This is a genomic window from Haloarcula sp. KBTZ06, from assembly GCF_048595605.1.
GTDB classification, from domain to species: Archaea; Halobacteriota; Halobacteria; order Halobacteriales; family Haloarculaceae; genus Haloarcula; species Haloarcula hispanica.
Map to the genome: position 1 here is coordinate 160,091 of NZ_CP184339.1, position 25,668 is coordinate 185,758.

Sequence of the window (25,668 nt, forward strand, 5' to 3'; positions counted from 1 at the left end):
ATATTTTATTTACTCGTGGGTCTGTTTGGCCGATAGTATTGTTTAGAATGTGGATTACTATGCAAATGCTTTTGTGCGTCCGCCCGGTAGAAACGAGTGCACAAAATGAACGCTGACGACTTTCCGACGCCAGACGTCGACGTGGAAACGACCGATCCGGAATCGCTCAAAGACCGCATTGACGCTGGTGAAGACGTGACGCTTCTCGACGCGCGTATGCAATCAGACTACGACGAGTGGCGCATCGACGGCGAAAACGTCACCTCGCTCAACATCCCGTACTTCGAGTTCCTTGAGGACGACATCGACGGCGACGTCCTCGCTCAGATCCCCGACGACCACGAAGTGACCGTCCTGTGTGCGAAAGGCGGCGCAAGCGAGTACGTCGCGGGCACGCTCGCAGAACACGGCTACGACGTCAACCATCTCGAAGACGGCATGAACGGGTGGGCGAGCATCTACGAGGCCGTCGAGGTCGAACGCTACGACGGCGCCGGCACACTCCTGCAGTACCAGCGCCCGTCCTCCGGCTGTCTGGCCTATCTCCTTTACGACGACGGCGAAGCCGCCATCATCGACCCGCTGCGGGCGTTCACCGACCGCTACCTCGACGACGCCGCCGACCTCGGCGTCGACCTGCAGTACGCACTCGATACGCACATCCACGCCGACCACATCTCCGGCGTTCGCGACCTCGACGCAGAAGGCGTCGAGGGCGTCATTCCAGAGGCCGCCGTCGACCGCGGCGTCACCTACGCCGCGGAGCAAGGCTCCACGGGCCCTGCCTCGCAAGCTCGGCAGGACACCGACGACCTGACGACTGCCGAAGACGGCGACACGTTTCAGGTCGGCGACGCGACTATCGAGACAGTCTCCACGCCCGGCCACACGACCGGGATGACCTCCTATCTCGTCGACGGGAGCCTGCTCGCGACCGGTGATGGGCTCTTCATCGAGAGCGTCGCTCGCCCCGACCTCGAAGAGGGCGACGAGGGCGCGCCCGAAGCCGCGCGTATGCTCTACGAGTCCCTTCAAGAGCGCGTGCTGACCCTGCCCGACGACACGCTGATTGGCGGCGCGCACTTCAGCGACGCGGCCGAACCCGCAGAGGACAGTACATTTACCGCCCCAATCAGTGCGCTCGTCGAAGAGATGGACGCACTCACCGTGGACGAGGACGCGTTCGTCGAGCTCGTCCTCTCGGATATGCCGCCACGGCCGGCCAACTACGAGGAGATCATCGCGACGAACCTCGGGAAGAACGCCGTCGACGACGAGGAAGCGTTCACGCTGGAACTCGGGCCGAATAACTGCGCCGCTAGCCAGGAATCCCTTGCGGGTGACTAACGACGCCAATGGTGATTGAGGCACTCCCACTGCAGGCAACCGCCGAACTGTTTCCGAACGGCATCAGTCGCTACGCCGTCGGTGGCTTGCTGGTGGGGCTTGGGACTGTCGTCATCTACCTCGGAACCGGCATCAGCGCCGGCGCGAGCACGTTTCTGGAGTCGACGCTGTCGTACGTCTCGGACCGGTCCCGGTTCCAGCAGTATGTCAGCTCCCGTGACTGGCGTGTCGTGTTCACGCTCGGCATTATCCTCGGGGCGGCCGTGTACGCGGTCGTCTATCAGGGCGGCGCGTGGACCACGGACGTCCAGCCGTGGCGACTCCTCCTCGGCGGGGTATTCGTCGGTATCGGGACGCGCGTCGGCAAGGGCTGTACGTCAGGCCACGGCGTCTGTGGCGTCGGCTCCGCGTCGAAAACGTCGATAGCCGGCGTCCTGACGTTCCTCGCCGTCGCCATCATCACTGCACAACTGGTTTCGGCACTGGGGGTGAGTCCGTGAGCTGCGAGACACGAGCGGAACGAGAGTCTCGAAGCGAGCGACCGGGAGCGGCCGGAGGGAACGACACATGAGTGACGACCGCCACCCCGCGTTCATGCCGCTGATTCTCGTCGGCGGGCTCATCTTCGGGTTCGGACTCGCGTACAGCCACATGGCGCGCCCGGAAGTCGTTCTGGATTTCCTCCAGTTCGAGGACTTCGGGCTGGTGTTCGTGATGTTCGGCGGCGCTGCCGTGACAGGGGTGGCCTTCGTTCTCGGACCCCGCCTCCTCGGCCGCGCGCCGCTGACCGGCGACACCTTCGAACGGCGTCTGAAGTCCTTCGACCGGAACGTCCTGGTCGGCGGTGCCATCTTCGGCGTCGGGTGGGGACTGTCCGGTATCTGTCCGGGGGCCGCCTACGCGAGCCTCGGTATCGGCAACGTCACCATCCTCTGGGCGCTCGCCGGGATGTTTCTCGGCGCATATCTCCAAGGCTACTGGCGAACCCGGAGCGAGACCAGCGATACAGCCGCGACGGGCGCAGACTAACAGTTCGCAGGCATGTGTGTCGGCTGTGAGGTGAACGGCCTTGACCACCCATCCGAGGGCAGTTTTTGCCGGATCGTGCGTGCATTTGTGCGAACCGTACACAAGTCTTATATCTGGGTAGTAACTACAGAGAGGTGATAACGATGCCAGATTCGATGTCTGAACAACTCCGCCGGGATATGCAGTGTGAGGGACTGTTGGAATGCTTCCACGGACTCAAAGAACTCGACAAGGAGTGCTTTCGGGCGCTCGTCGAGGCCGAGGAACCACTGACCGTCGACGAACTCGCCGAGGCAGTCGACCGCGAGCGCTCGACCGCGTATCGCGCCGTCCAGCGACTCCTCCAGACGGGCTTTATCGAGAAAGACCAGATCAACTACGACCAGGGCGGCTACTACCACGTCTACTCGCCGACGGATCCGTCCCAGATAGCAGACGAGATGCAGCGCATGCTCAACGACTGGTACGCGAAGATGGGCCAACTGATTCAGGAGTTCGAGAACAAGTACGAACAGTCCGAGTCCTCGGCCCCGACTGTCGAAAGCTAACGCCGCCGTCTTCTCTCTATTACACGCTGTCGCTCACGAGCCGAGCCGATTTCTGCGCCTGCACGAATAGACATCCCGCTACCATTGGCTTGCGAAGAGTATTTCATAGTATTGTATATTTTGTGCAAACTCTTATTTGTCGCTGCCGCGTACAGTCTATTGATGGCAACTGATACTGCATCCGACGCCGAGACGACCGCGACGGACGAACCGCTTCACATCGACGGAACGGACCATCTCGACGATGTCGTCGACAAGCACGACGTCGTCCTCACGGACTTCTATGCCGACTGGTGTGGCCCGTGCCAGATGCTCGAACCGACCGTCGAGACGCTGGCCGCAGAGACCACCGCGACCGTCGCCAAAGTCGATGTCGACGCTAACCAGCAACTCGCACAGTCCTACGGCGTCCGTGGCGTTCCAACACTCATCCTGTTCGCCGATGGCGAGCAAGTAGAGGAAGTCGTCGGCCTCGAAGGAGAAGAAGCGCTCCGATCGCTCATCGAATCCTACGCTGAATAAGGCCATATCTGTAGACGACACCCCGTATATCGACTTATTCACTGCCCGGGTGGCACTGGTTAATAAACACTTGGTGCGAGTTCAGCGCCGTCGCACGCACCCACTCATAATATATTAGCGAGAGCGCTATTACGCCACGTAATGACGAAAGCAGCCGTCATCATCCTCGCAGGGACAGAGGGACACGAGAATCTCGGCCGACTCGCAAACGGCCTCGAAGCAGCAACGGAGTTCGCGGAAAACGACGAGGACGACCTCGAACTCATCTTCGACGGGGCCGGAACACAGTGGATTCCGGAACTCGAAGACGAGGACAGCGACTACCATGAACTGTACCAGACCGTCAAAGAGGATACGGCCGTCTGTGACTACTGTTCCGGTGCATTCGGCGTCGAAGACGCCGTCGCCGACTCCGGACTCGTCACGCTGGACGAGCACGACGGCCACCCGAGCATTCGCTCGCTCGTCGACGACGACTACGAAGTTATCACGTTCTGATCCCGACAGCGGGGCGGTCACGTTCGACCCCACTGTAGTGAAACACGACGCGGCTTTATCCAGGGCCGTGTGAGTACTTCACAAGAACCACTGCCCAGCCCGAAGTCGGTTACGGGCCGCTGTGGGCGTCGCACAGGACCCTGATACCATATGATTCTGCCAGTCTCGTGGACGATGGTCGTGATAATGACGGCTATCGTCCTCGTCGCCGGGGCGACAAACGGGCTTGCTGGCTTCGGCTTCGCTGTTGTCGGGACGATGGCGCTTGCAACGGTCATCGACCCGGCGACCGCCGTCGTGTTCATGATTCTCCCCATTCTCGCGGTGAACGTTTCGCTGGTTCGGGACCTCTCACGGCGTGAACTGCGTACCTGTAGCCAGCGGTTCGGACCGCTCATCGCTGCGGCGCTTGTCGGGACTGTTGTCGGGATGGCTGTACTCGACAGGCTCCCGGAAGCGCCGCTCCGTGTCGGACTCGGCCTGCTGACCCTGGGGTTTGTGGCGACCGCCCAGCAGCGGGTGCCGCTTCCCGGATGGGTGTCAGTGGGCAACAGCGACCTCGGGAAGACACCGCTTGCGATGGTCGGCATCGGCGGCGTTTCGGGGGCGCTGTTCGGCGGAACGAACGTCGGCGTCCAGCTCGTCGCGTATCTCCGGAGTTTCGACCTCTCGCACAGCGTGTTCGTCGGCGTCGTCGCGCTGGTGTTTCTGGGACTCAGCGTCACGCGGGTCGCTTTTGCCGGCGTCTTCGGGCTCTATCCCAACGCGGTTGTCGCTGGAACGTCCGTTCTCGCAGCCGTGCCGGCCGTTGCCGGTGTCGCAGTCGGGAAGCGGCTCAGAACCGCTGTCAGTGACCGGGTCCGTCGAGCCGCCGTGCTAGCCTTACTATCGATTATCGGCTTCAGACTGGTCGCCAGTGGCCTTGGAGTCGTGTGAAAGTTGGCTCAGCATGTCCTCAACCACGTTCAGCCGTAGATGGTGGTGACGGTCGACCTTGGAGAGGGGACAGACCGACTGGCTGGTTCGAATCCGTCCCGAACACAATCGCTTCCAGTAGCCCACGCAGTTACCCGAACCTCACGCAATCATTAGTACCGCAGCGATACGAGGGTCTGTATGACGGACCCGTTCGTAGTCATCGGTGGCGACGCGGCCGGACTGAGCGCCGCGAGCAAGTTCACCCGAGAGGCACCGGACCGTGACGTGATCGTCTTCGAGAAAGGCGAGTGGGTATCCTATGCCCACTGCGGGACGCCGTATTACGTGAAGGGGACCGTCGAGCGGCTGACGGACCTTCTCTCGCTGTCGCCCGAGCAGGCGTCTGAGCGCGGTATCGACCTCCGCCGGAACCACGAAGTCGTCGGCGTCGACACCGACGCAGAAACGGTCACCGTCGCACAAGACGGCGAGACGTTCAGCCAGCCATACGGCGACCTGCTGGTCGCGACGGGCGCACACGCGGTGACCGGGCCGATACCGGGGGCGGAACTCGACGGCGCGTTCACGATGCACGGGCTCGATTCGGCCGCCGCGGTCCGCGCTGCGCTGTCCGAACCCGGCGACTCTACCGTCGACACGAGCATCGAGTACGTCGATACAGCACTCGTCGAGAAGTACGCCGACTGGGAGCCACCGGAGCGAGTCGCTATCGTCGGCGGCGGCTACGTCGGCGTGGAAATGGCCGAAGCGTTCCGGGCCCACGATGTCGAAACGCACCTCTTCCAGCGGTCAGGCCACCTCCTGCCGCCGTTCGGGGAAGCAGTGGGCGAGCGCGTTGCCGATCACCTCCGGGAACAGGGCGTGACACTGCATCTGAACACCGCCGTCGAGGAACTCGTCGGCGACGAAGGCGGGCGCGTCGCGTCGGTTGTACACGGCGACGGCAATACCGATGTGGACCTCGCGCTTGTCGGTATCGGCATCAAGCCGAACACCGCCCTCGTCGAAGACACACCGGTCGAACTCGGGGCCTCCGGTGCGATAGCGGTCGACGAGTACGGTGCGACGAGCGTTGACGGCGTCTACGCCGCCGGAGACTGCGCCGAGGACACCCACGCCGTTACCGGCGAGCCCGACTGGGTCCCGCTCGGACTGACCGCAAACCGGGCCGGTCGCGGGATCGGACAGACTGTGGCGGGCGACCCGTCGCCCGTCGGCGACATCGCCGGAACGGCCGTCGTCAAAGCGTTCGACCTCGAATGCGGTCGCGTCGGCCTCCTCGACCACGAACAGGCCAGCGCCGCCGGCTTCGACCCGGTGTCGAAGACAGTCACGGCTGGTTCTCGGTCGGGGTACTACCCCGGCGGCGACGATACCGACGTGACGCTCGTCGCCGACCGGGAGAGCGGTCGCCTGCTGGGCGGCGCAATCGTCGGGGCAGACCGGGCGGCGATACGTATCGACACGCTTGCGACGGCCATCGAGGCGGACATGACCATCGACGAGCTCGAACGACTGGACCTGGCGTACGCACCGCCGTTCAGCCCCGTCTGGGACCCGGTGCTGGTCGCCGCCAAAGTGCTCAACGGACAACTGGATTGAGAGCGGTACGGTAGACGGCTTTTCGAGAGGAGCGGCCCAACGATAGCCAATCACTCCGGGGCAAAGGGCCGCCCGGTCACCGTCTGCAGGCGCACGCCTGGCGGAATCGGCAACGAGATGTGGAAACCCAGACCGAACGGCCGGTGCTACCGGATCGGAGCGTCACAGGCGTTTCACACCGCTGGCGACAGCGAGGTACAGTGGCAGGGCGAGTAAGAGGACGCCACCGATCAGCCCCCAGTCGGTGAGTCCGAGCGGGACCGTCCCGAAGTAGACGTTGAGAGGGGTGTATAGCACAGCGAGTTGCAGGAGTATCGACCCGCCTACTGCGGACGCCAGCCACCGATTCGACAGCGTCGGTGTCTCGCGGAGCCAGCGGATCACGTACAGTTTCTCGAATTCGAGGAACACGAACCCGGTGAATATCATCGTCATCGCGTACGGCGTGACTGCGGGTGCGCCGGCAAGCGTGACCAGTAGCAGGCCGAGCATCACAGTTGTCGAGATGACGCCTGTACCCCCGATAAGCGCGAGCATATCGTGGTCGACGATGCCGCGATCCGGGTCTCTGGGCGGTCGCTGCATCACGTCATCGCTTTTGGGGTCGGCCCCGAGCGCAAGCGCTGGCAGACCATCGGTCAGTAGATTGATCCACAGCAACTGGACCGCCGGCAGGACGAGGTAGCCAAACAGTGAGGCGATAAAGACGATGGCGACTTCGGCCACGTTGGCACTCAGCAGGTAACCGACGAACTTCCAGACGTTGTCGAAGATCGCCCGCCCGCGCTCGATCGCCCGTTCAATCGTCGCGTAGTTATCATCCAGCAGGATAACGTCGCTGGCCTGTTTGGCCACGTCAGTTCCGCGGACGCCCATCGCGACGCCGATGTCGGCGTTTTTCAGCGCCGGTGCGTCGTTGACCCCGTCGCCCGTCATTGCGACGGTGTGGCCGTTCGCCTGTAACGCCTGCAGGATCCGGACCTTGTGCTCCGGAGACGTGCGTGCGAACACGTCGACTGTCTCGACGCGGTCTCGGAGCGCTTCTTCGGAGCATTCCTCGACGTCGCGGCCTTCCATCACGCGCTGCCCCAGGCCGAGTTCTCCGGCGATGGCCGCGGCGGTCCGGACGTTGTCGCCGGTTACCATCTTCACGGCCACGCCTGCACGCTCGGTCGCCGCAATCGCGTCGGCGACCTCCTCGCGGGCCGGGTCGATCATGCCGACCAACCCGGCGAAGATCAGGTCGGCACTGACATCGTCGGCCTCGCCAGTGGTGTCGTTCCGTTCTACCACGGAGGTATCTTCCGTGTACGCCACTGCGAGCACCCTGAGCGCGTCGTCAGCGAACGCACCGACCTGCTCTCTGATCTGCTCGGCTCTGTCGGGCGTCAGGTCCGCCGGGCCGGTATCGGTGAGGACGCGAGAGCACTTCGAGAGGATTACTTCGGGTGCGCCTTTTACGTAGACCGTGTCGTCGTGGACAGTACCCATCCACTTGCGCTCGGATGAGAACGGGATCTCATCCGTTCTGGGATGCTCTTCGCGGAGGCGTTCCACATCGATTCCGCACTCGTCAGCCGCCATGACGATGGCCTGCTCCGTCGGGTCCCCCGCTTCGAGCGTCGCATCGCTACACAGTGTCCCGGCGCGGAGCACCGTGGCAACGCGGTCCGGCAGGGGTTCCCCCTCTATTTCGTCACTGTCGACGACAGCGTCGTTGACCCAGATCCGACTGACTGACATTCGCCCCTCGGTCAGCGTCCCGGTCTTGTCGGTGCAGATGACATCGACGGAGCCCAGCGCCTCGACGGCGGGCAAGCGCCGCACGAGAGCGTTCTCGTCGGCCATTTTCCGGACACCGAGGGCCAGCGTTAGCGTCACAACCGCTGGCAGTCCCTCGGGGACCGCGGCCACAGCGAGTGAAATCGCGGTGAGTGCCGCCTGTACCAGTTCGGTCCCCCGGAAGACGAGGAGTGGAACCACGAGGGCAGCAAGTACCATCACGCCGACGCCGAGCGTCCGGCCCAGCGTGTCGAGTTCAGTCTGTAGCGGTGTGTCAGTTTCCTCCGTTCCTGCGAGTTGGCGGGCGATGGCTCCGACCTCAGTGTCCATCCCAGTCGCCGTGAGGACGGCAGCGCCCGAGCCGCGCGTGACGTTCGTTCCCTTGTACACCATCGGTTCTCGCTCCGCGAGCGGCGCGTCGGCGTCGACCGGGTCGGTTCCCTTCGAGACCGGCGTACTCTCTCCAGTGAGCGCCGCTTCGTCGACCTCCAGAGACAGACAGTCGATCAGTCGACCGTCGGCCGGAACGACGTCGCCACTTTCCAGTTCGATAACGTCGCCCGGAACGAGTTCGGTCGCGTCGACCTCGACGGACTGCCCATCGCGTCTGACTGTCGCGGTTGGGGCGGTCAGTTCCCGCAAGGATTCGAGCGTCCCCTCTGCGCGGTAGTCCTGGACGAAGCCGAACAGGCCGTTCCCGACCACGATCACGGCTATCAGGACTGCGTCGACAGCGTGTCCCGCCCACACGGACAGTATCGCGGCCGCAACGAGAACCCAGATAAGGGCGCTGTCGAACTGGGCGATAGCGATGTCGAGTGGTGTCCGTTTGCTCCCCTGCGTGATCTCGTTCTCGCCATGTCTGTCACGCCGCGTTCGGGCTTCCGACGCCGACAGCCCATCAGACTCGCTGTCGAGCCCCGAAATGACGTCGGCAGTCGGTTGTGTGTGGGCGGCTTCGGACATGGAGGGTGATCTGCCGCTATGTTGATATGAGTTCCCTTATCCAGTACAGTGGTTCTTCTTCGAGTCGGTACTGCGGAGAACCGTCCGCCCTAGGATTCGGTCCGTCCGGTTAGCTCATTCGGTACGAGACGGTAGAATTCGAAGTCAACCTCGCGGAGGGGGCGTTCGAAGATGTCGACCATGGGCATATCGACGTGTTCCAGTCCTTCCAGTGTTTCCGTCTCGATTCCCTCCCGTTCGACGTCTTCGAGCCGACCGTTCGCGACCACGCTTTGCCATCCCGAATCCGTCTCGTCATAAGTCACGAACGTCGCCGCGCGGTCGTCGAGTTCGCCCTTCGACCGCTCTACACCGACCGCTAGCCGGAAGTAAAATGTGGTGGTGGGCGCGTCGTACCCGTACGAAACCGGGACTGAATGCGGGGGCGCGTCGCCGGCGGCGAGCGAAAGGATGCCCGTCCCCCCGTTGTCCAGAAACGCGTCCCGTTCCTCGTCCGTCATCGTAACCGGGTTGTCCGCAGCCATAGGTAGTGTCACGACAGGAACAGTAATAAGTGCATGGTCGTGTCGGTCTGACTGCCGCCTCGCCGGGGACACGACGGGCCCCGCACGCAGTCCGACGCTGACAGACAGGAAGACGCGTGCCTGTCTTCAGGCTTCGTCACCGCGCTGGTCTCGGGCGTTGACTGCGAGGACAGGCATATCGGCGTGTCTGATGATCCGTTCTGTCGTACTTCCCACGAGGAACCGATTGAGACCGGTCCGACCGGCCGTCCCCATGGCGATCAGATCGATGTCGTTCTCGTCAGCGTACTCAAGGATATCTGCCGCCGGGAATCCACTGACGACTCGTGTGACAGTTTCCACTCCGGATTCGCGTGCCCGTGCCGCAATCCGCTCTGTCACTTTCTCCCCTTGCGACTCCAGGGACTCGATCAGGTCTTTCGGTAGCGTGTATTCGGAGCCGGTTGCGATATTGCTGAGATTGACGACGTTCAGGGCATGAACGCGGGCATCGAACTGCGCCGCAATCTCGCATGCGGGCTCGATTGCGGCCGCTGCGGGCGCGCTTCCATCCGTCGGGACAAGGATATCGTCGTAGGGAGCGGTGTCGCGACTCCGGTCGGTTGCGCGCACGGTGAGAACAGGGACGTCAGCCTGCCGAACGACGCTCTCTGTCACGCTCCCGGCGAGATATCGCCCGACACCCGTGCGGCCGTGCGTGCCCATCACAATCAGTTCCACATCGTGGTCGTCGCGGTATGCGCAAATCTCGTCAACTGGATCTCCCTTGCGGATAGTCGTCTGTATCGCTCCGGCGGCGTCCACCGCGTCCGTGATAGCCGCGACTGTGTCTTCGGCGTCGGCCGTCATGCGGTCGAGTGTCTCGTCTTCGAGATCGTCGCCGCTGAACGGCCCGCCTGCTGTTCGCGTATCGATGACAGCGATGACGTGCAGGCTCGCGCCGAATGCACGAGCCAGCGCTGCCCCGTGCTCGGCGGCCCGGGTCGCGTGTTCGCTGCCGTCAGTCGGGACCAGTATTGAATCGAACATTGCTGTGTTTACGAATTGTTGCTGTCAGTAAATAAACTGTAGTCGCGATTCTCACACTATTAGAAATCCGGCGGTTGAGATCGGCGTCTCGAATAGTTAGACTGCGTTGCCAGCAGTCCTCGCCGGTACACCCCCAAAGTATGAGGGGAGGGCGTAACAATCGTACAGTTATTACCAGATTATGTCAAGGCATATTCGTTTGAAAACGACATGAGAGCTGCTACTGATTGTCCCACTGAGGGGCTTCAGCAGACTTTTGTGGACCACCACCGGTTTGCGCCTCTTCCGCCTCGCCCCAGCCACCGGCATCGACTATGCTGAAGAGTTCGCGCCAGTTTTCTTCGTCCGCACTTTCGGGGAGTTGGCCGCGGAGGTCCTGAAAATCGGCGGCCGGGACCGCCGTATGCATCAGGTCAACAACGACGCGTGCGTGGTACGCTGCGTCCGACGGTTCAACGCCTTCTATTTCGGCGACACGGTCGACGAACTCCGTCCAGTCAAACCGCTGCCCGTGGTCGCGGACGGCGCCGGTCATATACCACTTGATTTCCATCGGGAGGGAGGCAGCGAAGTCCGCGGCGTTCTCCGCGGGTATGCGCTGTCCCAGGGGTAGCAGTGTCGCGCGGGTCGCCCGAACGGCCTCACCAGTACCGGGTAGTTCAAGCCTGTGCTGTATCTCGCCGGTGAACTCATCGAAGTCCATGTACTCTTGTTGGCAGTGCAACAATATAGCGTCCGGTGGGACTTCTCACTGGCTGAAAACCAGCAGGCATACGTACTACCGTCCGACGAGTATCGGTCGATTTCATAGATATAACAGTATCTGTGCCGTATTGTGAACAGCCACACCCTCTGAGAAGTCCGCTCTACTTTTTTTAGCGTGGGGTTGCATTCGTGATACGTAACTGGATGATCAGACGCGACCTATGACACTCGACCAATTAGAAGAGTACGGACTCGAACAGATGGACGACGAAGCGATTCGGGAATTCCTCGCCACACACTCGACCGGAGTCTTGGGGCTGCCGACGACAGACGTCCCGTACCTGCTACCACTATCGTACGGCTTTGACGACGGAGCCTGCCTCTATTTCACCTACCTCCTCGGCGAATCGAGCCGGAAAGCGGAACTGACTGAGCGAGCCGGCCGTGGCCGGTTTCTCGTCTACGACATCGACACCGCGTTCGAGTGGCAGAGCGTGATGCTCGCCGGCGATATCAGCAGTGTGCCTGAGGACGACTGGTCGGATATCACGGCGATGACACAGAACGCCTGGCGACCCAACACGCTCCAGACTGCCACCACCTCCGGCGGAGTCGCACTCTACGAGTTCGAGATAACGGATCTTGCCGGGATCCGACAGACCGGACTGGCACCCGACTTCCGGGAGAACATCGAACCGTGATTGCCACCGACTTTGGACGGGAATGACGTTTTAGCCGTTGTAAATACGATACGCGACACCTCCAAAAATCGAACGGATCGATATGTGGACGGGTACCCAATACAACAATAGATTATTAGCTTTTGATAATGGTCAGCGGATTGAAATAGGAAGCGGTGCATTCTTTTAGTATGTACGACACGATTGTGGTCGCGACCGACGGCAGTGCTGACGCGAACCGCGCAGCGACACACGCGCTCGAACAGGCCGAGCAACACGGTGCCGAGCTTCACGCCGTCTTTGTTGTCGATACGGACCGACACGCCGAGCCAGCCCTCAGTAGTATGGAACTGGAGACCATCGAAATCGAGGAATGGGGGAACGATGAACTCGCAGAGGTCGCCGAGAGGGGTGACGCGCTCGGCGTCGAGGTCACCACTCGCTGCTGTCACGGGAAACCGTACGTGGAGATCATCAGCTATGCCGACGAGGTCGACGCCGACCTGATCGTGCTCGGATACCACGGCCATTCTCACACGAAAACTGGCCAAATGGGAAGCGTGACCGACCGAGTCGTCCAGAACGCGGGACGACCGGTGCTGGTGGCTACCTGAGAGAGTTACACAGAGACCCTTTCAAACGGTCATACACCGGCGGAACTGTCTCAGAGCACTCACCTCGGCGTCAGGTACGGGCACAGCTACGACTGCGACCGAAACCGATTCCAGTGTCACCGTCTGATCTATGATCTGAGCGATGCTCCAACCGACGGCTGACTGGATTAGTCCCGGTCAATCCGCAATGTTAATCGCCGTGCTGGGACTCGCTACGCTCGGAACGCTGGCGCTGTTTTTCGTCGCGGCGGCCAGTACACACCGACGCCGGTCGCGGCCGTACGTTCTGTTGACTGTCGCTATCGGGTTGCTGGTCCTTCGGTCCGTGGTCGGCATCGGGACTGTCCTCGGGGCTGTCCCGATGGTAGTACATCACCTCACCGAACACGGGTTCGACTTCCTCATCGCGCTGCTGGTGCTGAGTGCGATCTACTCGGTCGCGCCGCCGAGCGTCCCCGACTGACCGGCGTTTCGACGGTCGCACCACGAACCATTTGGTGTCGTCTAGTGTACTATCTAGTATGTCTGACTATGCACCAGCGCTGACACGCCGGCACTTCATCGTCGGGACCGCGACAGTCGTGTCGCTCTCGGGGTGTCTGGGGACCAGTGAAGAGCTGGAACCGGTCGTCATCGAGAGCGGACAGAACTGTGACCAGTGTGGGATGGTCATCGACCAGCACCCGGGTCCAGTCGGCCAAACGTACTATCAGGACAACACGCCCGAGGGGCACGACCCACCAGCACGGTTCTGCAGTACGACCTGCACGTATCGGCATCGGTTCGCCAAAGAACAGTCGGGGTGGACGCCTGCGGAGACGTTCCTGACCGACTACAGTGCAACCGACTACGATGTCCGGACTGATGGGGGCAAGACCATCATCTCCCGGCACTTGGAGTCAGAGGCGTTCGCTTCGACTGAAGAGCTCACAGTCGTCGCAAATTCGGAGATAGAGGGGGCAATGGGACCCGCTATCGTCCCGTTCAGCGACAGCACGGACGCCGAGTCGTTCGCCGAGGAGTACGGCGGCCAGACCCTCCCTGCCGAGGACATAACGCGAGAACTGGTGGGCGGGATGTAGGCGAGTTCCCGCGCAGTGAGAACGTCCGATACCCTGTTGTCCCGGAGGCTGGAAAGCCGTACTGAAGACTATGTCCACGGTTACTGAGCAAGTGCGTTCCCACGTCGAGTCCAAACCGGGGGTCCATTTCAACGCGCTTGCGGCAGATCTCGATATCGCGACTGGGCAGGCACAGTATCACCTGCGGAAACTGCGTCGTGCCGGCGACGTGGTTGCCGAGGAAATCCAGGGCAAGACGCACTATTACAGCCGGGAGTACGACCCCTGGGAGCGACGTGTGCTCGCGTTTGCCCGGCGCGAGACTGCGCGCACGATTCTCCTGCATCTGCTTGAAGCGGAGTCCCTGTCGGCAGACGAACTGACCGACCGGCTGGGAGTCGCCCGGAGTACGGTCTCCTGGCACGTTTCGGCACTGGCCGACGCGGGGATACTCGAAAAGTCGTACGGCGAACGGGGGCGTGTCGTCGTGGCCCTGACCGACCCTGACGAGACACGGCGGCTGCTCGCTGCAGTCCGTCCATCGCTCACGGACCGTCTCATCGACCGGTTCACGCGGCTGGTCGACGGCGGACTCGCGGCCGCAACGGACGACGGTTGAAATCAGGCCGCATCCGTCGCAAGCATCGCCCCCACGAACGTGAGTCCCCACCAGAACAGGAGCGAGAGGGCGGCGACCCACGTCGGGACGAACGCTGACCGGCCCGGAACAGCGACGTACAGGACCTGATCGAACACGAGGCCGCGGTACGCCCCGGCTGGCGTCATGGCGAGCGCGCCGCCGAGTGTGCCCGTCGTGACGCCGGTGTCGAGCGCTGCAAACACCGCGAGGTCACTGCCGACGGTGAGGACAAGCAGCCCGGCGAGTGCGAGCACGAGTGCTCGGCCCCGGCTTCGGGCGAGCGCCGACAGCAGGAACGCGATAGTCAGGGACGTGAGCGCGTACAGGACCGTCAACGCCACGAACCGGATGAACAGGAACGGCGAGTCGACGCCGCGATGGCTCGCAAACACCGTTGTCTCCGGTCCCGCGGTCGTCGCCACGTTGACGCCCAGCGCCAGCAGCGGGACGACAACAATAGTGAGCAACAGGAGGGCACGACCCGCGTACACCCCACCGACGTACGACCACGTCGAGAGTGGGTAGGTGTCGAGGATATCGAGTTCACCCCGGACGGCGGGGTCGGCTATCGCGCGATAGCCGACCGCGAAGGCAAGCGTCGGCACGAGTACTTCGACGGCGACGAGCGTATCGACGACGGTGGGAACGTAGCCGCCGGCGGGGCCGCCCCCGGCATAGGCGAGGCCGAACAGGGCAATCCCCGTGACTAGCCCGAGCGCGAGATAGGTCCGTGTCCTGACCGCGCTCCGGACCTCTCGCACGAAAACGGTCCAGAAGCGGTTACCGTCGATCATGGCTGTGTCCCCTCTGGTGCAGCGATAGTGGCTCTGTCCTGTTCCAGAAGCGCTGTGAACGTCTCGTGGAGCGGCCCGCCGGTCTGTTCTCGCAGAGAGTCAACCGACCCGGTCCGCACGAGGCGGCCGGATTCGAGCACTACCAGTCGATCAGCTGTCTCCTCGACGAGCGGCAGTTCGTGTGAGCAAAGAACCACGGCGCGACCGGCGTCGGCAATCGACTCGACGATGTCGAATATCAGCCGACTCATCGCCGGGTCGAGACCGCTTGCCGGTTCGTCGAGCATCACGATGGGTGGGTCACCGGCCAGTGCCTGTGCGATTCCCAGGAGGCGCGTCATCCCCCCGGAGAGCCCGGACACGGGACGGCCGGCCACTTCTTCGAGGCCGACACGTTCCAGGAGCCGGTCCGGGTCGTCGTCGACGAGGTCCGCGTAGAACGCGGCGGTCTCCCGGACGCTAAAGCCCGGCCGGAAGGTCGGCCGCTGGGGCAGGTAGCCCAACTGTCGTTCGGCCTCCGGCCCGCTGTACGAGACGGTGCCGCTGGTCGGTCGCTCGACGCCCAGAAGCACGCGCAGGAGCGTCGATTTCCCGGACCCGTTCGGGCCGATGAACCCAGTCACGGCGTCGGACGGCACGTCGAGTGACACCTCCGAGACGGCTGTGACATCGCCGTACTTCTTCGTGACCTCGTCCGCCGTGAGGTACGTCTCCCCGGTCATGCTGCCTCCTCCATCGAGGTCTCGTTTCGAAGATGCCTGACGGCCCCGGGGTTAGCAGGGTCTGTCAGGGGTGCCCTGTCGACGATGCTTCCCCGGCGAAAGCCGGGCGTGGTGCCGCGGAGCGCCCGGAGACCCCGGACACTCGGTGCCGACCTGAGGACGACCGCAGCGTCGGTCTGGTGGAGGCGACGGTCGACGGAATCGGTGGGCGAGTATGGCTGGGCCAACACGGGGCCACCTCCCCCTGTGAGGTCGTACGCACCGCTCCAGTAGTTCCCCCTGCCTTCGTGAGTATACACGCGTAGCGGCCCCGGTCCCGAGACGGCGTGGCGGTCGTTGGCGATGAAATCGTTCTCGGTGACGATGTTCGACGGGACGACCGTCGATGCTCGCACGCCGATGTCGTTCCCGTAGAGCACGTTGTGCTCGTACAGGGACCGGTCGGCGTTTGTCGACATCGCCTGATCGGTGTCGACTACCACGTTGTGCGCGATATAGCTCCGGGACCCAGCTAACATGACGCCGCTGCCGGAGTGGCGCACGTCGTTCCCGACGATGGCGTTTGCCACGGGATTCGTCATGACGACGACGCCGGCGTACTCCTGTCCCCGAGCGACGTTGTCCGCAACGAGCGACCGGGAGGTGTACATCAGGTGGACGCCAAAGCGGTTGTCCCGGAACGTGTTGTTCCGGACGGCGGTCCCGTCGGCCCGGTGGAGGTAGACGCCGTCACGTCCGCCGTTGAACACCGAATCCTGCACGACGATCGGCCCGTGCATCCCGATAACGCCCATGAACCCGTCCTGCCAGTCTGCCGTCCCGTTGACCGTGACATTCTCGACAACCGCACCGGGTGTCCGGCGCAACACGACGCCACTGGCGGGCGTCTCGACGCTGAGGTTCGCGACGTACAGTCCGGACGCGTTTCGACCGGTCACGGCGGCGTCGCTGTTTCCGTAGGCGGTCGTGACGGTGGCGTCCCAGGCGCTATTGTTGCTCTGCGTCGGGTCGCCGACCGTCGTGTTGCCGACGCCGACGATTTCGAAGCCGGTGACACCGACCCGGTCTGCGGTTACGGTGACGACGGTGCCGCTCCCACCCCCGTCGAGCGTCGCTCCGGGGCCGCTGAGGGTGAGTGGCTTGTCTATCGTCACCTGCTCGTCGTACGTACCGGCCGGGACGACGACCGTCGTGTTCGGCGGGGCCGCATCGACGGCCGCCTGAACCGTCGGAGCATCAGTTCCAACTTCGACCGAGACAGGCCGGTTTCGGCGTTCTCGCGCCGCCTGCACAGTGGCATCGGCATTGCTTCGGCGCGGGCCGACCTGCTTTCGGACCGCCGCCGCTTGCTTGAGGTCGAACGAACGAGTCTTGAGCGTCTCCCAGTCGATAATTCGTCCGCCGCACGTCTCCGCGAACGCCGCAGCGTCGTCCCGGTCAGCGAAGGGCACAACTGCCGGCCCGGACGGGACTCGCGCCGAGCCATCGACAACGTAGTGGGCCTGATTGGCTTCGACCCAGTCCGGCGGTGTGGCGGTCCGGAGCGAGCCGTCATCGCCACACCTGACCGGCCGGTCACTGTAGTCTGAAACGTACACCGCGAGTGGATAGCCGAACTGCTGCTCGTGTCCCGGCTCCGTGAGCGCTGTCACAGCCTGACTGAGGCCGACGTAGCCGACGACGTAGCGGTACTGCGAGTAGAAGACTTGCGCGCGCGGGACGCTGATACTCCGATTCCGGGCAATCTGTTCGTCGGCCGCCGTAACACCGCGTTGCACGGTGTTGTCGAACGCCACCGGTTCGGGGCGGGCGCTGGTGGTGTCGACGGCAAACGACGCAGCGAAAACCAGTGTACTGAGAACTACCGCGAGTAGCGCGAAGACTTGCACAGTCGTCAGGGCTGGTCGCATCTACTGATACTACGATCGACATCCCATTACAGTATGTGGTGTGGCTCTCGAAACTGGCGGCGCACCCGCAAGCACGGTCAGCCGCGACAGCCCGAAAACAGGTCTGGCACTGTTCCAAAAGTGAAGTTATTGACACACTAATAAACTCGCACAGGTTTTACCGGTCGGCTACTTGTATCTGCGTTCCGTTTGTTCGAAAGAGTAATGAGTGACAGTCAGGATCAAAACCCCCGGGCCGAGCAGACAGTCTGTCCGTACTGTGGCGTCGGCTGTACGATAGAATACGCGGGCAACGGGAAGGCGACCGGCACAGCGGGGCCAGTGAACACGAAAGGAGAGATCTGTCCCAAGGGCGGAGCCGCGTTCGACGTAGTCGAACACGAGGACCGACTGACCGAGCCACTGGTCCGTGAGAGCGGTCACTTCGTCACTGCTCCCTGGGAAACCGCCCTATCTCGCGTGGCCAACCGACTCGGGGAAATCATCGACCAGCACGGGCCAGACGCAGTCGAATTCTTCGCCTCGTCGAACTGCACGAACGAGGAGAACTACGTCTTTCAAAAGATTGCGCGGATGCTCGGCACCAACAACGTCGACAACTGTGCTCGCCTCTGTCATTCGTCGACGGTCGCCGCGATGAGCGGGCGCCTCGGTGCCGGGGCGATGACGAACACGCTCGATGATCTCGCAGAAACCGACTGTCTGCTCGTCACCGGCGCGAATCCGGCCGAACAGCACCCTGTCATTTTCCGTTCGTACTTTCTGCCGGCGATTCGCAACGGAGCTACGCTCATTCATATCGACCCGCGCGAGACGGACACGACCGATGCCGCCGACATCCACCTCGATGTCCGTCCCGGATACGACATCCAGCTCCTCAATTCGATGGCGAAAGTCGTCGTTGAGGAGGGACTCGTCGACGAGTCGTTCATCGAGGATCGAACGACCGGCTATACAGATCTGACAGCACATCTCGACGACGCCGACATCGAATCGGGTGCCGACGTAGTCGGTGTTGCCCCGGAAACCGTCCGAGAAGCGGCCCGAGCATACGCCGAGGCCGATACAGCGGCAATCGTCACCGGAATGGGGATGAGCCAGCACACGTGTGGGACCGACAACGTGCACGCGCTGTTGAACCTCGCGCTGTTGACCGGCAACGTCGGTCGCCCGGGCACGGGCGTGAACCCGCTCCGCGGCCAGAACAACGTCCAGGGAGCCGGCGACGTCGGCGCGCTTCCCAACGTGCTCCCCGGATACGAGCCCGTTACTGATGCGGATGCACGACAGCGGCTCGCCGACGAATGGGGCGTCGAGCCGCCGAACGAACCCGGCCTGACGGAGACCACTGCGACACACCAGTTCGGTGACGCCGTCAAGGCTGCGGTCGTGTTCGGCGAGAACCCAGCCGTCACGGAACCGAACGCCAGTTCTGTCAGGGCCGGCTTCGGTGAACTCGATTTCTGCGTCGTCATAGACCTCTTCGAAACGGCGACCGTCGACCACGCAGACGTCGTGCTTCCGGGGAGCAGTTGGGCGGAGAAAGCGGGGACCGTGACTAACACGGACCGGCGAGTGATGCGGATGCGACCGAACGCTGACCTGCCCGGGAACGCCCGCCGTGACCTCGATATCCTCACGGACCTCGGTCAGCGGTTGGTCGGCCAGTCGGACGCGTTCGACTACGATGGCCCGGAAGGGGTGTTCGAGGAGCTAACGCGGGTCAATCCGCTGTACGCCGGCATGAGTTACGACGGCATCGGAGACAGCTACCAGCGGTGGCCGTTCCCGGCGGACGCCGATTCCGGCACCGACGTTCTCCATGCGGAGACGTTCGCCTCTGGCGAGCAGACGGCACCGCTGCTTCCGGTCTCGCCGTCGCCACCGGCCGATGCCGTCGCCGAGGAACAACTCGTTCTCACGACGGGCCGCGCGCTCCAGCACTTCAACAGCGGCGCACTCACTCGCCGGTCTGAGACGCTCATGCGAATGCGCGGGGAGGACGTCCTCGAAATCCATCCGGACGATGCCGCCGCTCGGAATATCGAGGACGGCGATACTGTCGTCGTGGAGAACGACCGCGGAAGCGTGACAGTGTCGGCGGCCGTGACGGCGGCTATTCGGCCCGGGGTCGTGTTCTGCACCTTCCACTATCTGGACCCGCTCGCAAACGCCCTGACCGGCGATGCCCTCGACCCGGTCGCCGAGATTCCCGAGTACAAGCACTCGGCGGTGACGGTGCGGAAGGCAGGGTAGTGCACCGGTGAGAGACTGGTCGTACAGGTGGCCAATTCAAACGGCTTGCGGAGCGTGGTCGATGCGCTCTAGACACCAATAAAACAGTTTCTACGTTTCTCAATGGAGTGGATTAGTCGCAATAGTAATTCCTGTCGGACGCGCAGATGAACGTATGTTGGACTGTCAAAAGAGTCGCAAACTCGGTGCAGCAGTCGTGCTCTTCCAGGGCGTGGTGACTGCGCTCTTCCCGCAGATAAGTGTCAAATTCATCAAAGCCATGATCGGGAAGAACTTCGACAATGCGTCGGAGTTGCAGGTGAAGCCGGCGTATCGCCGGCAGTTGCGCGCGGTTGGCGTTGGTATGGTTGCCGCAGCCGGTACGGATCTCCTGTTGCAGAGCGCTGGAGAGACAGACGACGACCTGCCCGCGGCTGACGGGGGCGACGAGTAACACGGTCAACAATACGGTTAAATCTGGGTAGTCGAGGTCCTAAAGACAGCAATTCAAATCCGCCACACAGCCAGGCCTCGCAACTTCTGTCTAAAGGTACTGCTGTGTACACACTGGCCGTCGCCGAAGCAGGTGTTGGCGGCTGTGACGAAACAGCCGTCAGTGGTCGTGTCCCTCCATCACCATCGGGTGTCCGGTGGCGTACGCGCCCGGGTTCGAATCGAAGGCGTCTCTGCAGGTCTGTGAGCAGAAATAATACGTCGTCCCCTCGTGGGACGCGCTCGATCCCGCCTCGTCGGTCCGCATCCCACACACCGGGTCGCGGTACTGCCCGGGCGCACCGAGGCCGCGGCGGTACACGTACAGGAGAAACCCAGAGAGCGCGAAGGCGATGAGGTTAAGGTAGAACGTGTAGTTGAGCTGGAAGTACGTCTGCTCGGTCGCCGTCTCCCCGCCGGCCAGATCCGGGACGATGCCGAAGGCGTCGAACAGCAGTTCCATGAGGAAGCCGGTGAACGCCATCGTCACGAAGAAGACACAAAGGATGTACAGCATGACCTTCCAGCCGTAGTACTTCCGGTAGACGTTCAACACGGGGATCGTGATGAGGTCGGCGTAGACGAACGCGATGACGCCGGCGAAGCTGATGCCGCCGCCCCAGAGTGCGACGGCGAAGGGGACGTTACCCATACTGCCGACGAAGCTGACGACGGCGATGGCGACGCCCATGATCGCGTTCTCGGCGGTTACGAGCAGGCCATCACCCTGGACGAACAGCGTGTTCCACACCCACTGCGGGACGAAGACGATGACGAACCCGGAGACGAGAAAGCCCGCGATGACGTCCTTCCAGATCATCGACCACTCCTTGCGGTACTGGTTCCCGATCTTGTACCAGCCGCCCCAGGACAGCAACTCCTCGCGCCACCCGCCGCGACTGGACGTCGTCTGCAGGTAGGTCTCCATACAGCCCTCCGAGCAGAACTGCAGCGTCTCCCCGCCGTCGGTCGTGAGTGTGTACTCGTCTGTGCCCTCCATCCCGCATGTGGGGTCCTCAGTTGCGCCCGACGCTCGGTCACGCTCGTTGAGCGTCGTACGCACTTCGTCGAACAGGGTCTCGGGGAGTGTGAAGTGGACGATGACGGCCATGACAGCGATGAGGATGAGGCCGCCGAGGAGTTCGGCGACGAGGAACTCCCAGCCCAGCAGAATCAGTATCATCAACCCGAGTTCGACGATGAGGTTCGTCGACGCGAACATGAACGCCAGGAAGTTCACCGCGTGAGCACCTTTCTTGAACAACCCCTTCCCGATGGCGACGGCCCCGAAACTGCACCCACTGCTCGCTGCCCCGAACGCGGTCGCTTTGGTGAGGCCGGTCAGATCACCGTCGCCCAGCACGTCTGCCATTCGCTCTTTCGAGACGTAGACCTGAACGAGACTCGTAATCGTGAGGCCCATGATGATCGCCCACGCGGCTGTCCAGAGGAATCCGACACCGATACGGAGGGCTTCAACCACCCCGTCGATCATCGTGGCCTGCATAACGGTACTATCGTAGGGGTCGTCTTTTGCAGTTTCCCTTAAGATATCGTGCCCTATAGCCGGCTTCAGCTGTGGAAACAAGAATATAGGGGTTCGATTCACATGAATCTAAGGCGCAACCGCATTGAACTATGACCACGTACGTAACAGTAGAGGCGGACCCACGGAGTGAACATATATGCCTGAAACTACGGACGACACACGGCTGGTCACGATCCTGCTCCTCATCATTGGTGCCTTCGTCATCGTTCCGATGGTCTTCATGGGCTTCGGGATGATGGGGTTCGGGCCGATGATGGGCGGTATGTGGGGCAGTGGAATGTGGGGCGGCGGAACGATGCCGGGCTGGATGTTCGTCGTCGGAATCGTGATGCGACTCCTGTTCCTAGCCGCCATTATCGGCGGTGGTTACCTCGTTTACAGGGCCGTAGTCGGCAGTGAGAATGACTCGGACCAAGCGTTCGAAGAACTCAAGCTCGCCTACGCCCGCGGAGAGCTGACTGACGAGGAATACGAACAGCGACGGGCGACACTCGAACGCGATACGGAGTGATTTACCGTCTCTTTTTGATGCCCTCGATAGGCAGCTAGCCTGTCCAGTCGTTGCTATCAGTTCAGTCGTCACTGTCGACAGTTGCTTCGGTGCCGGCGTCGCGGACCTGTGTGGCTTCACTCTCCACGTTGACGCCTTCCCAGTCGTGGTCCGTGTGGAACCCCTCGCGTTCTTTCGCGCTCTGGGCGACACGGATGAACTCCGCCTTGTCGCGGGCCGCAGCGATGGTGTGCCCGCCACAGTAGGAGAGCCCGGAACGGATGCCGGCACAGAACTCCTCGGCCACGGCAGCCACAGAGCCTTTGTACGGGGTCAGTGCTTCGACTCCTTCGTCGGCGCTGACGTTGTTCTGTTTGTCATCACGGTCCTCGGCCGCGGCGGTGGTCGCCATCCCTCGTGATCGCTTGTACCGCGTGCCATCGACTTCGACGACTGCACCGGGGGCCTCCTCCGTACCGGCAAAGAGGCTCCCGAGCATCACGGTGTCTGCCCCAGCCATCAGGGCTTTCACCGCATCACCGGACGTGCGAATGCCGCCATCCGCGCAGATAGTGACGTCCAGATCCTCGGCGGCTGTAGCACAGTCATCGACAGCGGTCAGCTGGGGGACGCCGGCACCCGCCACTTTCCGGGTGGTGCAGTGCGACCCCGGCCCGATACCGACTTTGACACAGTCGGCCCCGGCGGCGGCGAGGTCTTCGACACCTGCGGGCGTCGCGACGTTGCCGGCGATGATGTTGGTGTCGGGGAATTCGTCGGCGAGGGTTTCGACGGCATTGAGCGTCCGGTCCAGGTGTCCGTGGGCCACGTCGACGACGAGCGCATCGACACCGGCCGCAATCACGGAAGCGCTCCGTGCGACGTAATCTTCGTTGATGCCGACGGCCGCACCGACCTGTTCGTCCGCTGCTTTCACCTGCTTTACTTGCTCGGCCTGTTCTTCGGGCGTAAGGAACCGGTGCAGCACCCCGAACCCACCTGAGCGCGCAAGCTCGGTTGCCAGTTCTGCCTCCGTGACGGTGTCCATCGCGGCGGAGACGAGCGGCGTGTCTAGCTCAACAGCGGGAGTAAGCGGCGTCGAAAGGTCGATGTCACTCCGACTGTCGACCGGTGATCGTTTCGGGACGAGAAGAACGTCGCCGTAACTCAACCCAGTACGTAAGTCGTTCATACCCCGCTAACGGAGCCCCTCCTAGCACAAAAGCATCTCGGATTGTAGATGCCCTGCACGTGCGCGGCCACGACTCGTTCCGCGTGGCTGGGTTGCCATTATTTTTAGGCTGGGCTAAAAATCGAAGGTTATTTGTTACTTTAGGCTGGGCTAAAATCTATGGCGAAGACAGATCCGGACGAAACGTGGTCGACACGGAGGGAGTGCGTAAAGTACGGGACCACGCTGCTGACCGCTGGCTCGCTCGCGGGTTGTTCTGGGGCTTCGAGTGAGGCCACCGAGTCAGGGGAAACCAAGGCAGGACCCGACCGGTCTTTTTCAGGGACGATGGCACCGGTCGGCGAACTCAGACTCGAGTCGAACCCGGAGACTATCGTCGGCGGGTGGGGATTCGAGGAGGACATCCTGACTGCACTGGGGGAGGCCGACAAACTCATCGCCGCCGAAGGCAACCAGTTCTGGTTTACCGGGTTTTACGACCAGCTTCCCGGCGTAGACGTGCCCGACCCCGAGTCACTGGAGTTGGTCCGGACAGACGACTGGTCGCTCCGAACGGAGATGCTCTACGAACTCGACCCGGACCTGTTCGCTACTGACCCGAACCGGTTCATTTCGTACTACGGTGCTGACGAGGGCGATATCTCCGAAATTACCGATTCGATTGGGCCGTTCTTTGGGAACGCCAGCCGCCGCAAGCGCGGCGACGACTGGCCCACATGGCCCAGTGGTGAGTCCTATCCCTACTACGATATCCCCGAATTCGTCAGCAGGTACGGGGCACTGCTCGGAAAGCCCGAGACAGCCGCTGCTATCAACACTCTCTACGAGCAGGCGCTACAGGAAATGCGGTCCCGGGTTCCACCGGAGTCCGACCGTCCGAGCGTCGGATTGCTCAACGCACAGATAAACCCCGACAACGAGGGGTTCTTCCGTGCCTACAACCCCAGAACCGAGATCGACAAGGCGTACGGGAAAAAACAGTACAGAGATCTCGGCGTTGTCGACGCGTTCGAGGGCGAGTACGGTGGCCAGTCCGGGATTCAGGTCGACTACGAGGCGCTACTCGACATCGATCCCGACGTGCTGGTGTTCCACTTCGGCGTCAATTACCGCGACTGGAACGGCGAGGATGCGCTGAGAAAGACGGTCGAGGGGATGCGTGATAGCTCGCTGGGGCAGGAACTCACCGCCGTTCAGGAGGACGAACTGTACGTCGGCGGGTCAGCCTATCAGGGCCCGATCATCAATCTCTTTCAGACGGAGATGCTTGGAAAACAGCTCTATCCCGACGAGTTCGGGGAGTGGCCGGGCGAGATCACCGCTGGCGAGCTCCCGGCCATTCCCGAGGACGAACAGCTGTTTGACCGCGATGAACTCGCCGACATCCTCGCCGAATCGAGCTGAGGTGCCGACTCACAGTGACGGAGTAACGTGTTGTACCGTTGCCGTCGGTGCTCAAAAACAGTGATCGAGGTACGCAACTGACGAGCGGGACGTTCCTGTTGAAGCTGTCACCACCTGCTCAGCGGTGCTGAAACGGTGCGCTGACTGACGCGGCACACGCTTCTGCGAGAAGTTACTTACCATCGGTAGCGGCCACGACAGAGACAGCAGTTTCACGCTTTCGTAAGCAAGTACGGCCAAACAGGTTTTGGGCTCCTGCGGGAAAGCGGACGGCGGGTGGCAATGGGCACCTTGTGTGCCACCCACTGCAGTCAGAGGCACGGTGGGTTCTGGACCCGAGGTATGGGTTGGAGGAAGTGGCTCAAAGGAGGAAGGGGCCCAAAACGGGGATCAG

Annotated in this window: 26 protein-coding genes; 17 read left to right on the top strand and 9 right to left on the bottom strand. The window is 62.4% G+C overall.

Annotation, left to right across the window (positions count from 1 at the left end):
* The first annotated feature begins 105 nt into the window (after positions 1-105).
* From ACNO8S_RS17365 to ACNO8S_RS17400, 8 genes are all read left to right on the top strand, one after another.
* Positions 106-1,347: an MBL fold metallo-hydrolase gene (locus tag ACNO8S_RS17365; RefSeq protein ID WP_420182990.1), complete on the top strand. Its 1,242-nt coding sequence runs from the start codon at positions 106-108 to the stop codon at positions 1,345-1,347.
* An 8-nt stretch (positions 1,348-1,355) separates the two neighbouring features.
* Entirely contained in the window at positions 1,356-1,847 is a 492-nt protein-coding gene (locus ACNO8S_RS17370; RefSeq protein WP_014031054.1) for a YeeE/YedE family protein, read from the top strand.
* A gap of 67 nt (positions 1,848-1,914) precedes the next feature.
* Positions 1,915-2,376, top strand: a complete 462-nt coding sequence (locus ACNO8S_RS17375) for a YeeE/YedE family protein (protein WP_014031053.1) — start codon at positions 1,915-1,917, stop codon at positions 2,374-2,376.
* Positions 2,377-2,519: 143 nt separating this feature from the next.
* Positions 2,520-2,924 carry a helix-turn-helix domain-containing protein gene (locus ACNO8S_RS17380; RefSeq protein ID WP_014031052.1) on the top strand — a complete coding sequence of 135 codons (405 nt, stop codon included), beginning with the start codon at positions 2,520-2,522 and terminating at the stop codon, positions 2,922-2,924.
* A gap of 162 nt (positions 2,925-3,086) precedes the next feature.
* On the top strand, positions 3,087-3,446 hold the full coding sequence (gene trxA / locus ACNO8S_RS17385) for a thioredoxin (RefSeq protein ID WP_420182991.1): 360 nt from the start codon (positions 3,087-3,089) through the stop codon (positions 3,444-3,446).
* Positions 3,447-3,587: 141 nt separating this feature from the next.
* Entirely contained in the window at positions 3,588-3,944 is a 357-nt protein-coding gene (locus tag ACNO8S_RS17390) for a DsrE family protein (protein ID WP_014031050.1), read from the top strand.
* A gap of 150 nt (positions 3,945-4,094) precedes the next feature.
* Positions 4,095-4,880: a TSUP family transporter gene (locus ACNO8S_RS17395; protein ID WP_420182992.1), complete on the top strand. Its 786-nt coding sequence runs from the start codon at positions 4,095-4,097 to the stop codon at positions 4,878-4,880.
* Between the two features lie 180 nt (positions 4,881-5,060).
* Positions 5,061-6,485 carry an FAD-dependent oxidoreductase gene (locus tag ACNO8S_RS17400; RefSeq protein ID WP_014031048.1) on the top strand — a complete coding sequence of 475 codons (1,425 nt, stop codon included), beginning with the start codon at positions 5,061-5,063 and terminating at the stop codon, positions 6,483-6,485.
* Between the two features lie 162 nt (positions 6,486-6,647).
* On the opposite strand, the gene ACNO8S_RS17405 is transcribed toward ACNO8S_RS17400, so the two are convergent.
* The 4 genes from ACNO8S_RS17405 to ACNO8S_RS17420 form a co-directional block, all read right to left on the bottom strand.
* The gene (locus tag ACNO8S_RS17405; RefSeq protein WP_420182993.1) at positions 6,648-9,233 is read right to left on the bottom strand and encodes a calcium-translocating P-type ATPase, PMCA-type; all 2,586 of its coding nucleotides are present in this window, start codon (positions 9,231-9,233) and stop codon (positions 6,648-6,650) included.
* 89 nt (positions 9,234-9,322) lie between these two features.
* On the bottom strand, positions 9,323-9,757 hold the full coding sequence (locus ACNO8S_RS17410; RefSeq protein WP_014031046.1) for a pyridoxamine 5'-phosphate oxidase family protein: 435 nt from the start codon (positions 9,755-9,757) through the stop codon (positions 9,323-9,325).
* Between the two features lie 126 nt (positions 9,758-9,883).
* The gene (locus ACNO8S_RS17415) at positions 9,884-10,786 is read right to left on the bottom strand and encodes a universal stress protein (RefSeq protein WP_420182994.1); all 903 of its coding nucleotides are present in this window, start codon (positions 10,784-10,786) and stop codon (positions 9,884-9,886) included.
* Positions 10,787-11,006: 220 nt separating this feature from the next.
* Complete coding sequence (locus ACNO8S_RS17420; protein WP_014031044.1) at positions 11,007-11,489, bottom strand: DUF2267 domain-containing protein; 483 nt, start codon at positions 11,487-11,489, stop codon at positions 11,007-11,009.
* A 223-nt stretch (positions 11,490-11,712) separates the two neighbouring features.
* Here ACNO8S_RS17420 and ACNO8S_RS17425 point away from each other — a divergent pair, with 223 nt between their 5' ends.
* The 5 genes from ACNO8S_RS17425 to ACNO8S_RS17445 all read left to right on the top strand — a co-directional run bounded on the left by ACNO8S_RS17425 (position 11,713) and on the right by ACNO8S_RS17445 (position 14,465).
* Complete coding sequence (locus tag ACNO8S_RS17425) at positions 11,713-12,192, top strand: pyridoxamine 5'-phosphate oxidase family protein (protein WP_014031043.1); 480 nt, start codon at positions 11,713-11,715, stop codon at positions 12,190-12,192.
* A 170-nt stretch (positions 12,193-12,362) separates the two neighbouring features.
* Entirely contained in the window at positions 12,363-12,785 is a 423-nt protein-coding gene (locus ACNO8S_RS17430) for a universal stress protein (RefSeq protein WP_008311793.1), read from the top strand.
* A 187-nt stretch (positions 12,786-12,972) separates the two neighbouring features.
* A complete protein-coding gene (locus ACNO8S_RS17435) occupies positions 12,973-13,248 on the top strand; it encodes a DUF7471 family protein (protein ID WP_004595131.1) in 276 nt (91 codons plus the stop codon).
* A 58-nt stretch (positions 13,249-13,306) separates the two neighbouring features.
* Positions 13,307-13,867, top strand: coding sequence for a nitrous oxide reductase accessory protein NosL (locus ACNO8S_RS17440; protein WP_420182995.1), 561 nt, complete (start codon positions 13,307-13,309; stop codon positions 13,865-13,867).
* A 70-nt stretch (positions 13,868-13,937) separates the two neighbouring features.
* Complete coding sequence (locus ACNO8S_RS17445; RefSeq protein WP_050038369.1) at positions 13,938-14,465, top strand: winged helix-turn-helix transcriptional regulator; 528 nt, start codon at positions 13,938-13,940, stop codon at positions 14,463-14,465.
* 2 nt (positions 14,466-14,467) lie between these two features.
* Here the strand turns inward: ACNO8S_RS17445 and ACNO8S_RS17450 are convergent, their stop codons facing one another.
* Genes ACNO8S_RS17450 through ACNO8S_RS17460 form a run of 3 tightly spaced genes read right to left on the bottom strand, consistent with a single transcriptional unit; the run spans position 14,468 to position 17,912 of the window.
* On the bottom strand, positions 14,468-15,280 hold the full coding sequence (locus tag ACNO8S_RS17450; protein ID WP_146417825.1) for an ABC transporter permease: 813 nt from the start codon (positions 15,278-15,280) through the stop codon (positions 14,468-14,470).
* The gene (locus ACNO8S_RS17455) at positions 15,277-16,002 is read right to left on the bottom strand and encodes an ABC transporter ATP-binding protein (RefSeq protein ID WP_014031038.1); all 726 of its coding nucleotides are present in this window, start codon (positions 16,000-16,002) and stop codon (positions 15,277-15,279) included. Before ACNO8S_RS17455 ends, ACNO8S_RS17450 begins: the two co-directional genes overlap by 4 nt.
* Positions 15,999-17,912, bottom strand: coding sequence for a NosD domain-containing protein (locus ACNO8S_RS17460; protein WP_420182996.1), 1,914 nt, complete (start codon positions 17,910-17,912; stop codon positions 15,999-16,001). The genes ACNO8S_RS17455 and ACNO8S_RS17460 overlap by 4 nt, the downstream gene beginning before the upstream one ends.
* Before the next feature lie 204 nt (positions 17,913-18,116).
* Between ACNO8S_RS17460 and fdhF the strand changes: the two genes are divergently transcribed.
* Complete coding sequence (gene fdhF / locus ACNO8S_RS17465) at positions 18,117-20,168, top strand: formate dehydrogenase subunit alpha (protein WP_420182997.1); 2,052 nt, start codon at positions 18,117-18,119, stop codon at positions 20,166-20,168.
* Between the two features lie 154 nt (positions 20,169-20,322).
* Positions 20,323-20,601, top strand: coding sequence for a hypothetical protein (locus tag ACNO8S_RS17470; RefSeq protein WP_420182998.1), 279 nt, complete (start codon positions 20,323-20,325; stop codon positions 20,599-20,601).
* A 159-nt stretch (positions 20,602-20,760) separates the two neighbouring features.
* On the opposite strand, the gene ACNO8S_RS17475 is transcribed toward ACNO8S_RS17470, so the two are convergent.
* Positions 20,761-22,146, bottom strand: coding sequence for a permease (locus tag ACNO8S_RS17475; RefSeq protein WP_050038375.1), 1,386 nt, complete (start codon positions 22,144-22,146; stop codon positions 20,761-20,763).
* 178 nt (positions 22,147-22,324) lie between these two features.
* Here ACNO8S_RS17475 and ACNO8S_RS17480 point away from each other — a divergent pair, with 178 nt between their 5' ends.
* Positions 22,325-22,699: an SHOCT domain-containing protein gene (locus tag ACNO8S_RS17480; RefSeq protein ID WP_007188436.1), complete on the top strand. Its 375-nt coding sequence runs from the start codon at positions 22,325-22,327 to the stop codon at positions 22,697-22,699.
* Between the two features lie 61 nt (positions 22,700-22,760).
* On the opposite strand, the gene ACNO8S_RS17485 is transcribed toward ACNO8S_RS17480, so the two are convergent.
* Positions 22,761-23,870 (bottom strand): guanosine monophosphate reductase, encoded by a 1,110-nt coding sequence (locus ACNO8S_RS17485; protein WP_420182999.1) that lies wholly within the window; start codon positions 23,868-23,870, stop codon positions 22,761-22,763.
* Positions 23,871-24,029: 159 nt separating this feature from the next.
* Between ACNO8S_RS17485 and ACNO8S_RS17490 the strand changes: the two genes are divergently transcribed.
* Complete coding sequence (locus tag ACNO8S_RS17490) at positions 24,030-25,274, top strand: ABC transporter substrate-binding protein (protein ID WP_014031033.1); 1,245 nt, start codon at positions 24,030-24,032, stop codon at positions 25,272-25,274.
* Positions 25,275-25,668 lie beyond the last annotated feature (394 nt).

What these genes read in the sequence shown, in the direction of transcription:
- ACNO8S_RS17365 (WP_420182990.1), top strand. Translation starts at nt 106, where the DNA reads ATGAACGCTGACGACTTTCCGACGCCAGACGTCGACGTGGAAACGACC.
- ACNO8S_RS17370 (WP_014031054.1), top strand. Translation starts at nt 1,356, where the DNA reads ATGGTGATTGAGGCACTCCCACTGCAGGCAACCGCCGAACTGTTTCCG.
- ACNO8S_RS17375 (WP_014031053.1), top strand. Translation starts at nt 1,915, where the DNA reads ATGAGTGACGACCGCCACCCCGCGTTCATGCCGCTGATTCTCGTCGGC.
- ACNO8S_RS17380 (WP_014031052.1), top strand. Translation starts at nt 2,520, where the DNA reads ATGCCAGATTCGATGTCTGAACAACTCCGCCGGGATATGCAGTGTGAG.
- trxA (WP_420182991.1), top strand. Translation starts at nt 3,087, where the DNA reads ATGGCAACTGATACTGCATCCGACGCCGAGACGACCGCGACGGACGAA.
- ACNO8S_RS17390 (WP_014031050.1), top strand. Translation starts at nt 3,588, where the DNA reads ATGACGAAAGCAGCCGTCATCATCCTCGCAGGGACAGAGGGACACGAG.
- ACNO8S_RS17395 (WP_420182992.1), top strand. Translation starts at nt 4,095, where the DNA reads ATGATTCTGCCAGTCTCGTGGACGATGGTCGTGATAATGACGGCTATC.
- ACNO8S_RS17400 (WP_014031048.1), top strand. Translation starts at nt 5,061, where the DNA reads ATGACGGACCCGTTCGTAGTCATCGGTGGCGACGCGGCCGGACTGAGC.
- ACNO8S_RS17405 (WP_420182993.1), bottom strand. Translation starts at nt 9,233, where the DNA reads ATGTCCGAAGCCGCCCACACACAACCGACTGCCGACGTCATTTCGGGG.
- ACNO8S_RS17410 (WP_014031046.1), bottom strand. Translation starts at nt 9,757, where the DNA reads ATGGCTGCGGACAACCCGGTTACGATGACGGACGAGGAACGGGACGCG.
- ACNO8S_RS17415 (WP_420182994.1), bottom strand. Translation starts at nt 10,786, where the DNA reads ATGTTCGATTCAATACTGGTCCCGACTGACGGCAGCGAACACGCGACC.
- ACNO8S_RS17420 (WP_014031044.1), bottom strand. Translation starts at nt 11,489, where the DNA reads ATGGACTTCGATGAGTTCACCGGCGAGATACAGCACAGGCTTGAACTA.
- ACNO8S_RS17425 (WP_014031043.1), top strand. Translation starts at nt 11,713, where the DNA reads ATGACACTCGACCAATTAGAAGAGTACGGACTCGAACAGATGGACGAC.
- ACNO8S_RS17430 (WP_008311793.1), top strand. Translation starts at nt 12,363, where the DNA reads ATGTACGACACGATTGTGGTCGCGACCGACGGCAGTGCTGACGCGAAC.
- ACNO8S_RS17435 (WP_004595131.1), top strand. Translation starts at nt 12,973, where the DNA reads ATGTTAATCGCCGTGCTGGGACTCGCTACGCTCGGAACGCTGGCGCTG.
- ACNO8S_RS17440 (WP_420182995.1), top strand. Translation starts at nt 13,307, where the DNA reads ATGTCTGACTATGCACCAGCGCTGACACGCCGGCACTTCATCGTCGGG.
- ACNO8S_RS17445 (WP_050038369.1), top strand. Translation starts at nt 13,938, where the DNA reads ATGTCCACGGTTACTGAGCAAGTGCGTTCCCACGTCGAGTCCAAACCG.
- ACNO8S_RS17450 (WP_146417825.1), bottom strand. Translation starts at nt 15,280, where the DNA reads ATGATCGACGGTAACCGCTTCTGGACCGTTTTCGTGCGAGAGGTCCGG.
- ACNO8S_RS17455 (WP_014031038.1), bottom strand. Translation starts at nt 16,002, where the DNA reads ATGACCGGGGAGACGTACCTCACGGCGGACGAGGTCACGAAGAAGTAC.
- ACNO8S_RS17460 (WP_420182996.1), bottom strand. Translation starts at nt 17,912, where the DNA reads ATGCGACCAGCCCTGACGACTGTGCAAGTCTTCGCGCTACTCGCGGTA.
- fdhF (WP_420182997.1), top strand. Translation starts at nt 18,117, where the DNA reads ATGAGTGACAGTCAGGATCAAAACCCCCGGGCCGAGCAGACAGTCTGT.
- ACNO8S_RS17470 (WP_420182998.1), top strand. Translation starts at nt 20,323, where the DNA reads ATGTTGGACTGTCAAAAGAGTCGCAAACTCGGTGCAGCAGTCGTGCTC.
- ACNO8S_RS17475 (WP_050038375.1), bottom strand. Translation starts at nt 22,146, where the DNA reads ATGCAGGCCACGATGATCGACGGGGTGGTTGAAGCCCTCCGTATCGGT.
- ACNO8S_RS17480 (WP_007188436.1), top strand. Translation starts at nt 22,325, where the DNA reads ATGCCTGAAACTACGGACGACACACGGCTGGTCACGATCCTGCTCCTC.
- ACNO8S_RS17485 (WP_420182999.1), bottom strand. Translation starts at nt 23,870, where the DNA reads ATGAACGACTTACGTACTGGGTTGAGTTACGGCGACGTTCTTCTCGTC.
- ACNO8S_RS17490 (WP_014031033.1), top strand. Translation starts at nt 24,030, where the DNA reads ATGGCGAAGACAGATCCGGACGAAACGTGGTCGACACGGAGGGAGTGC.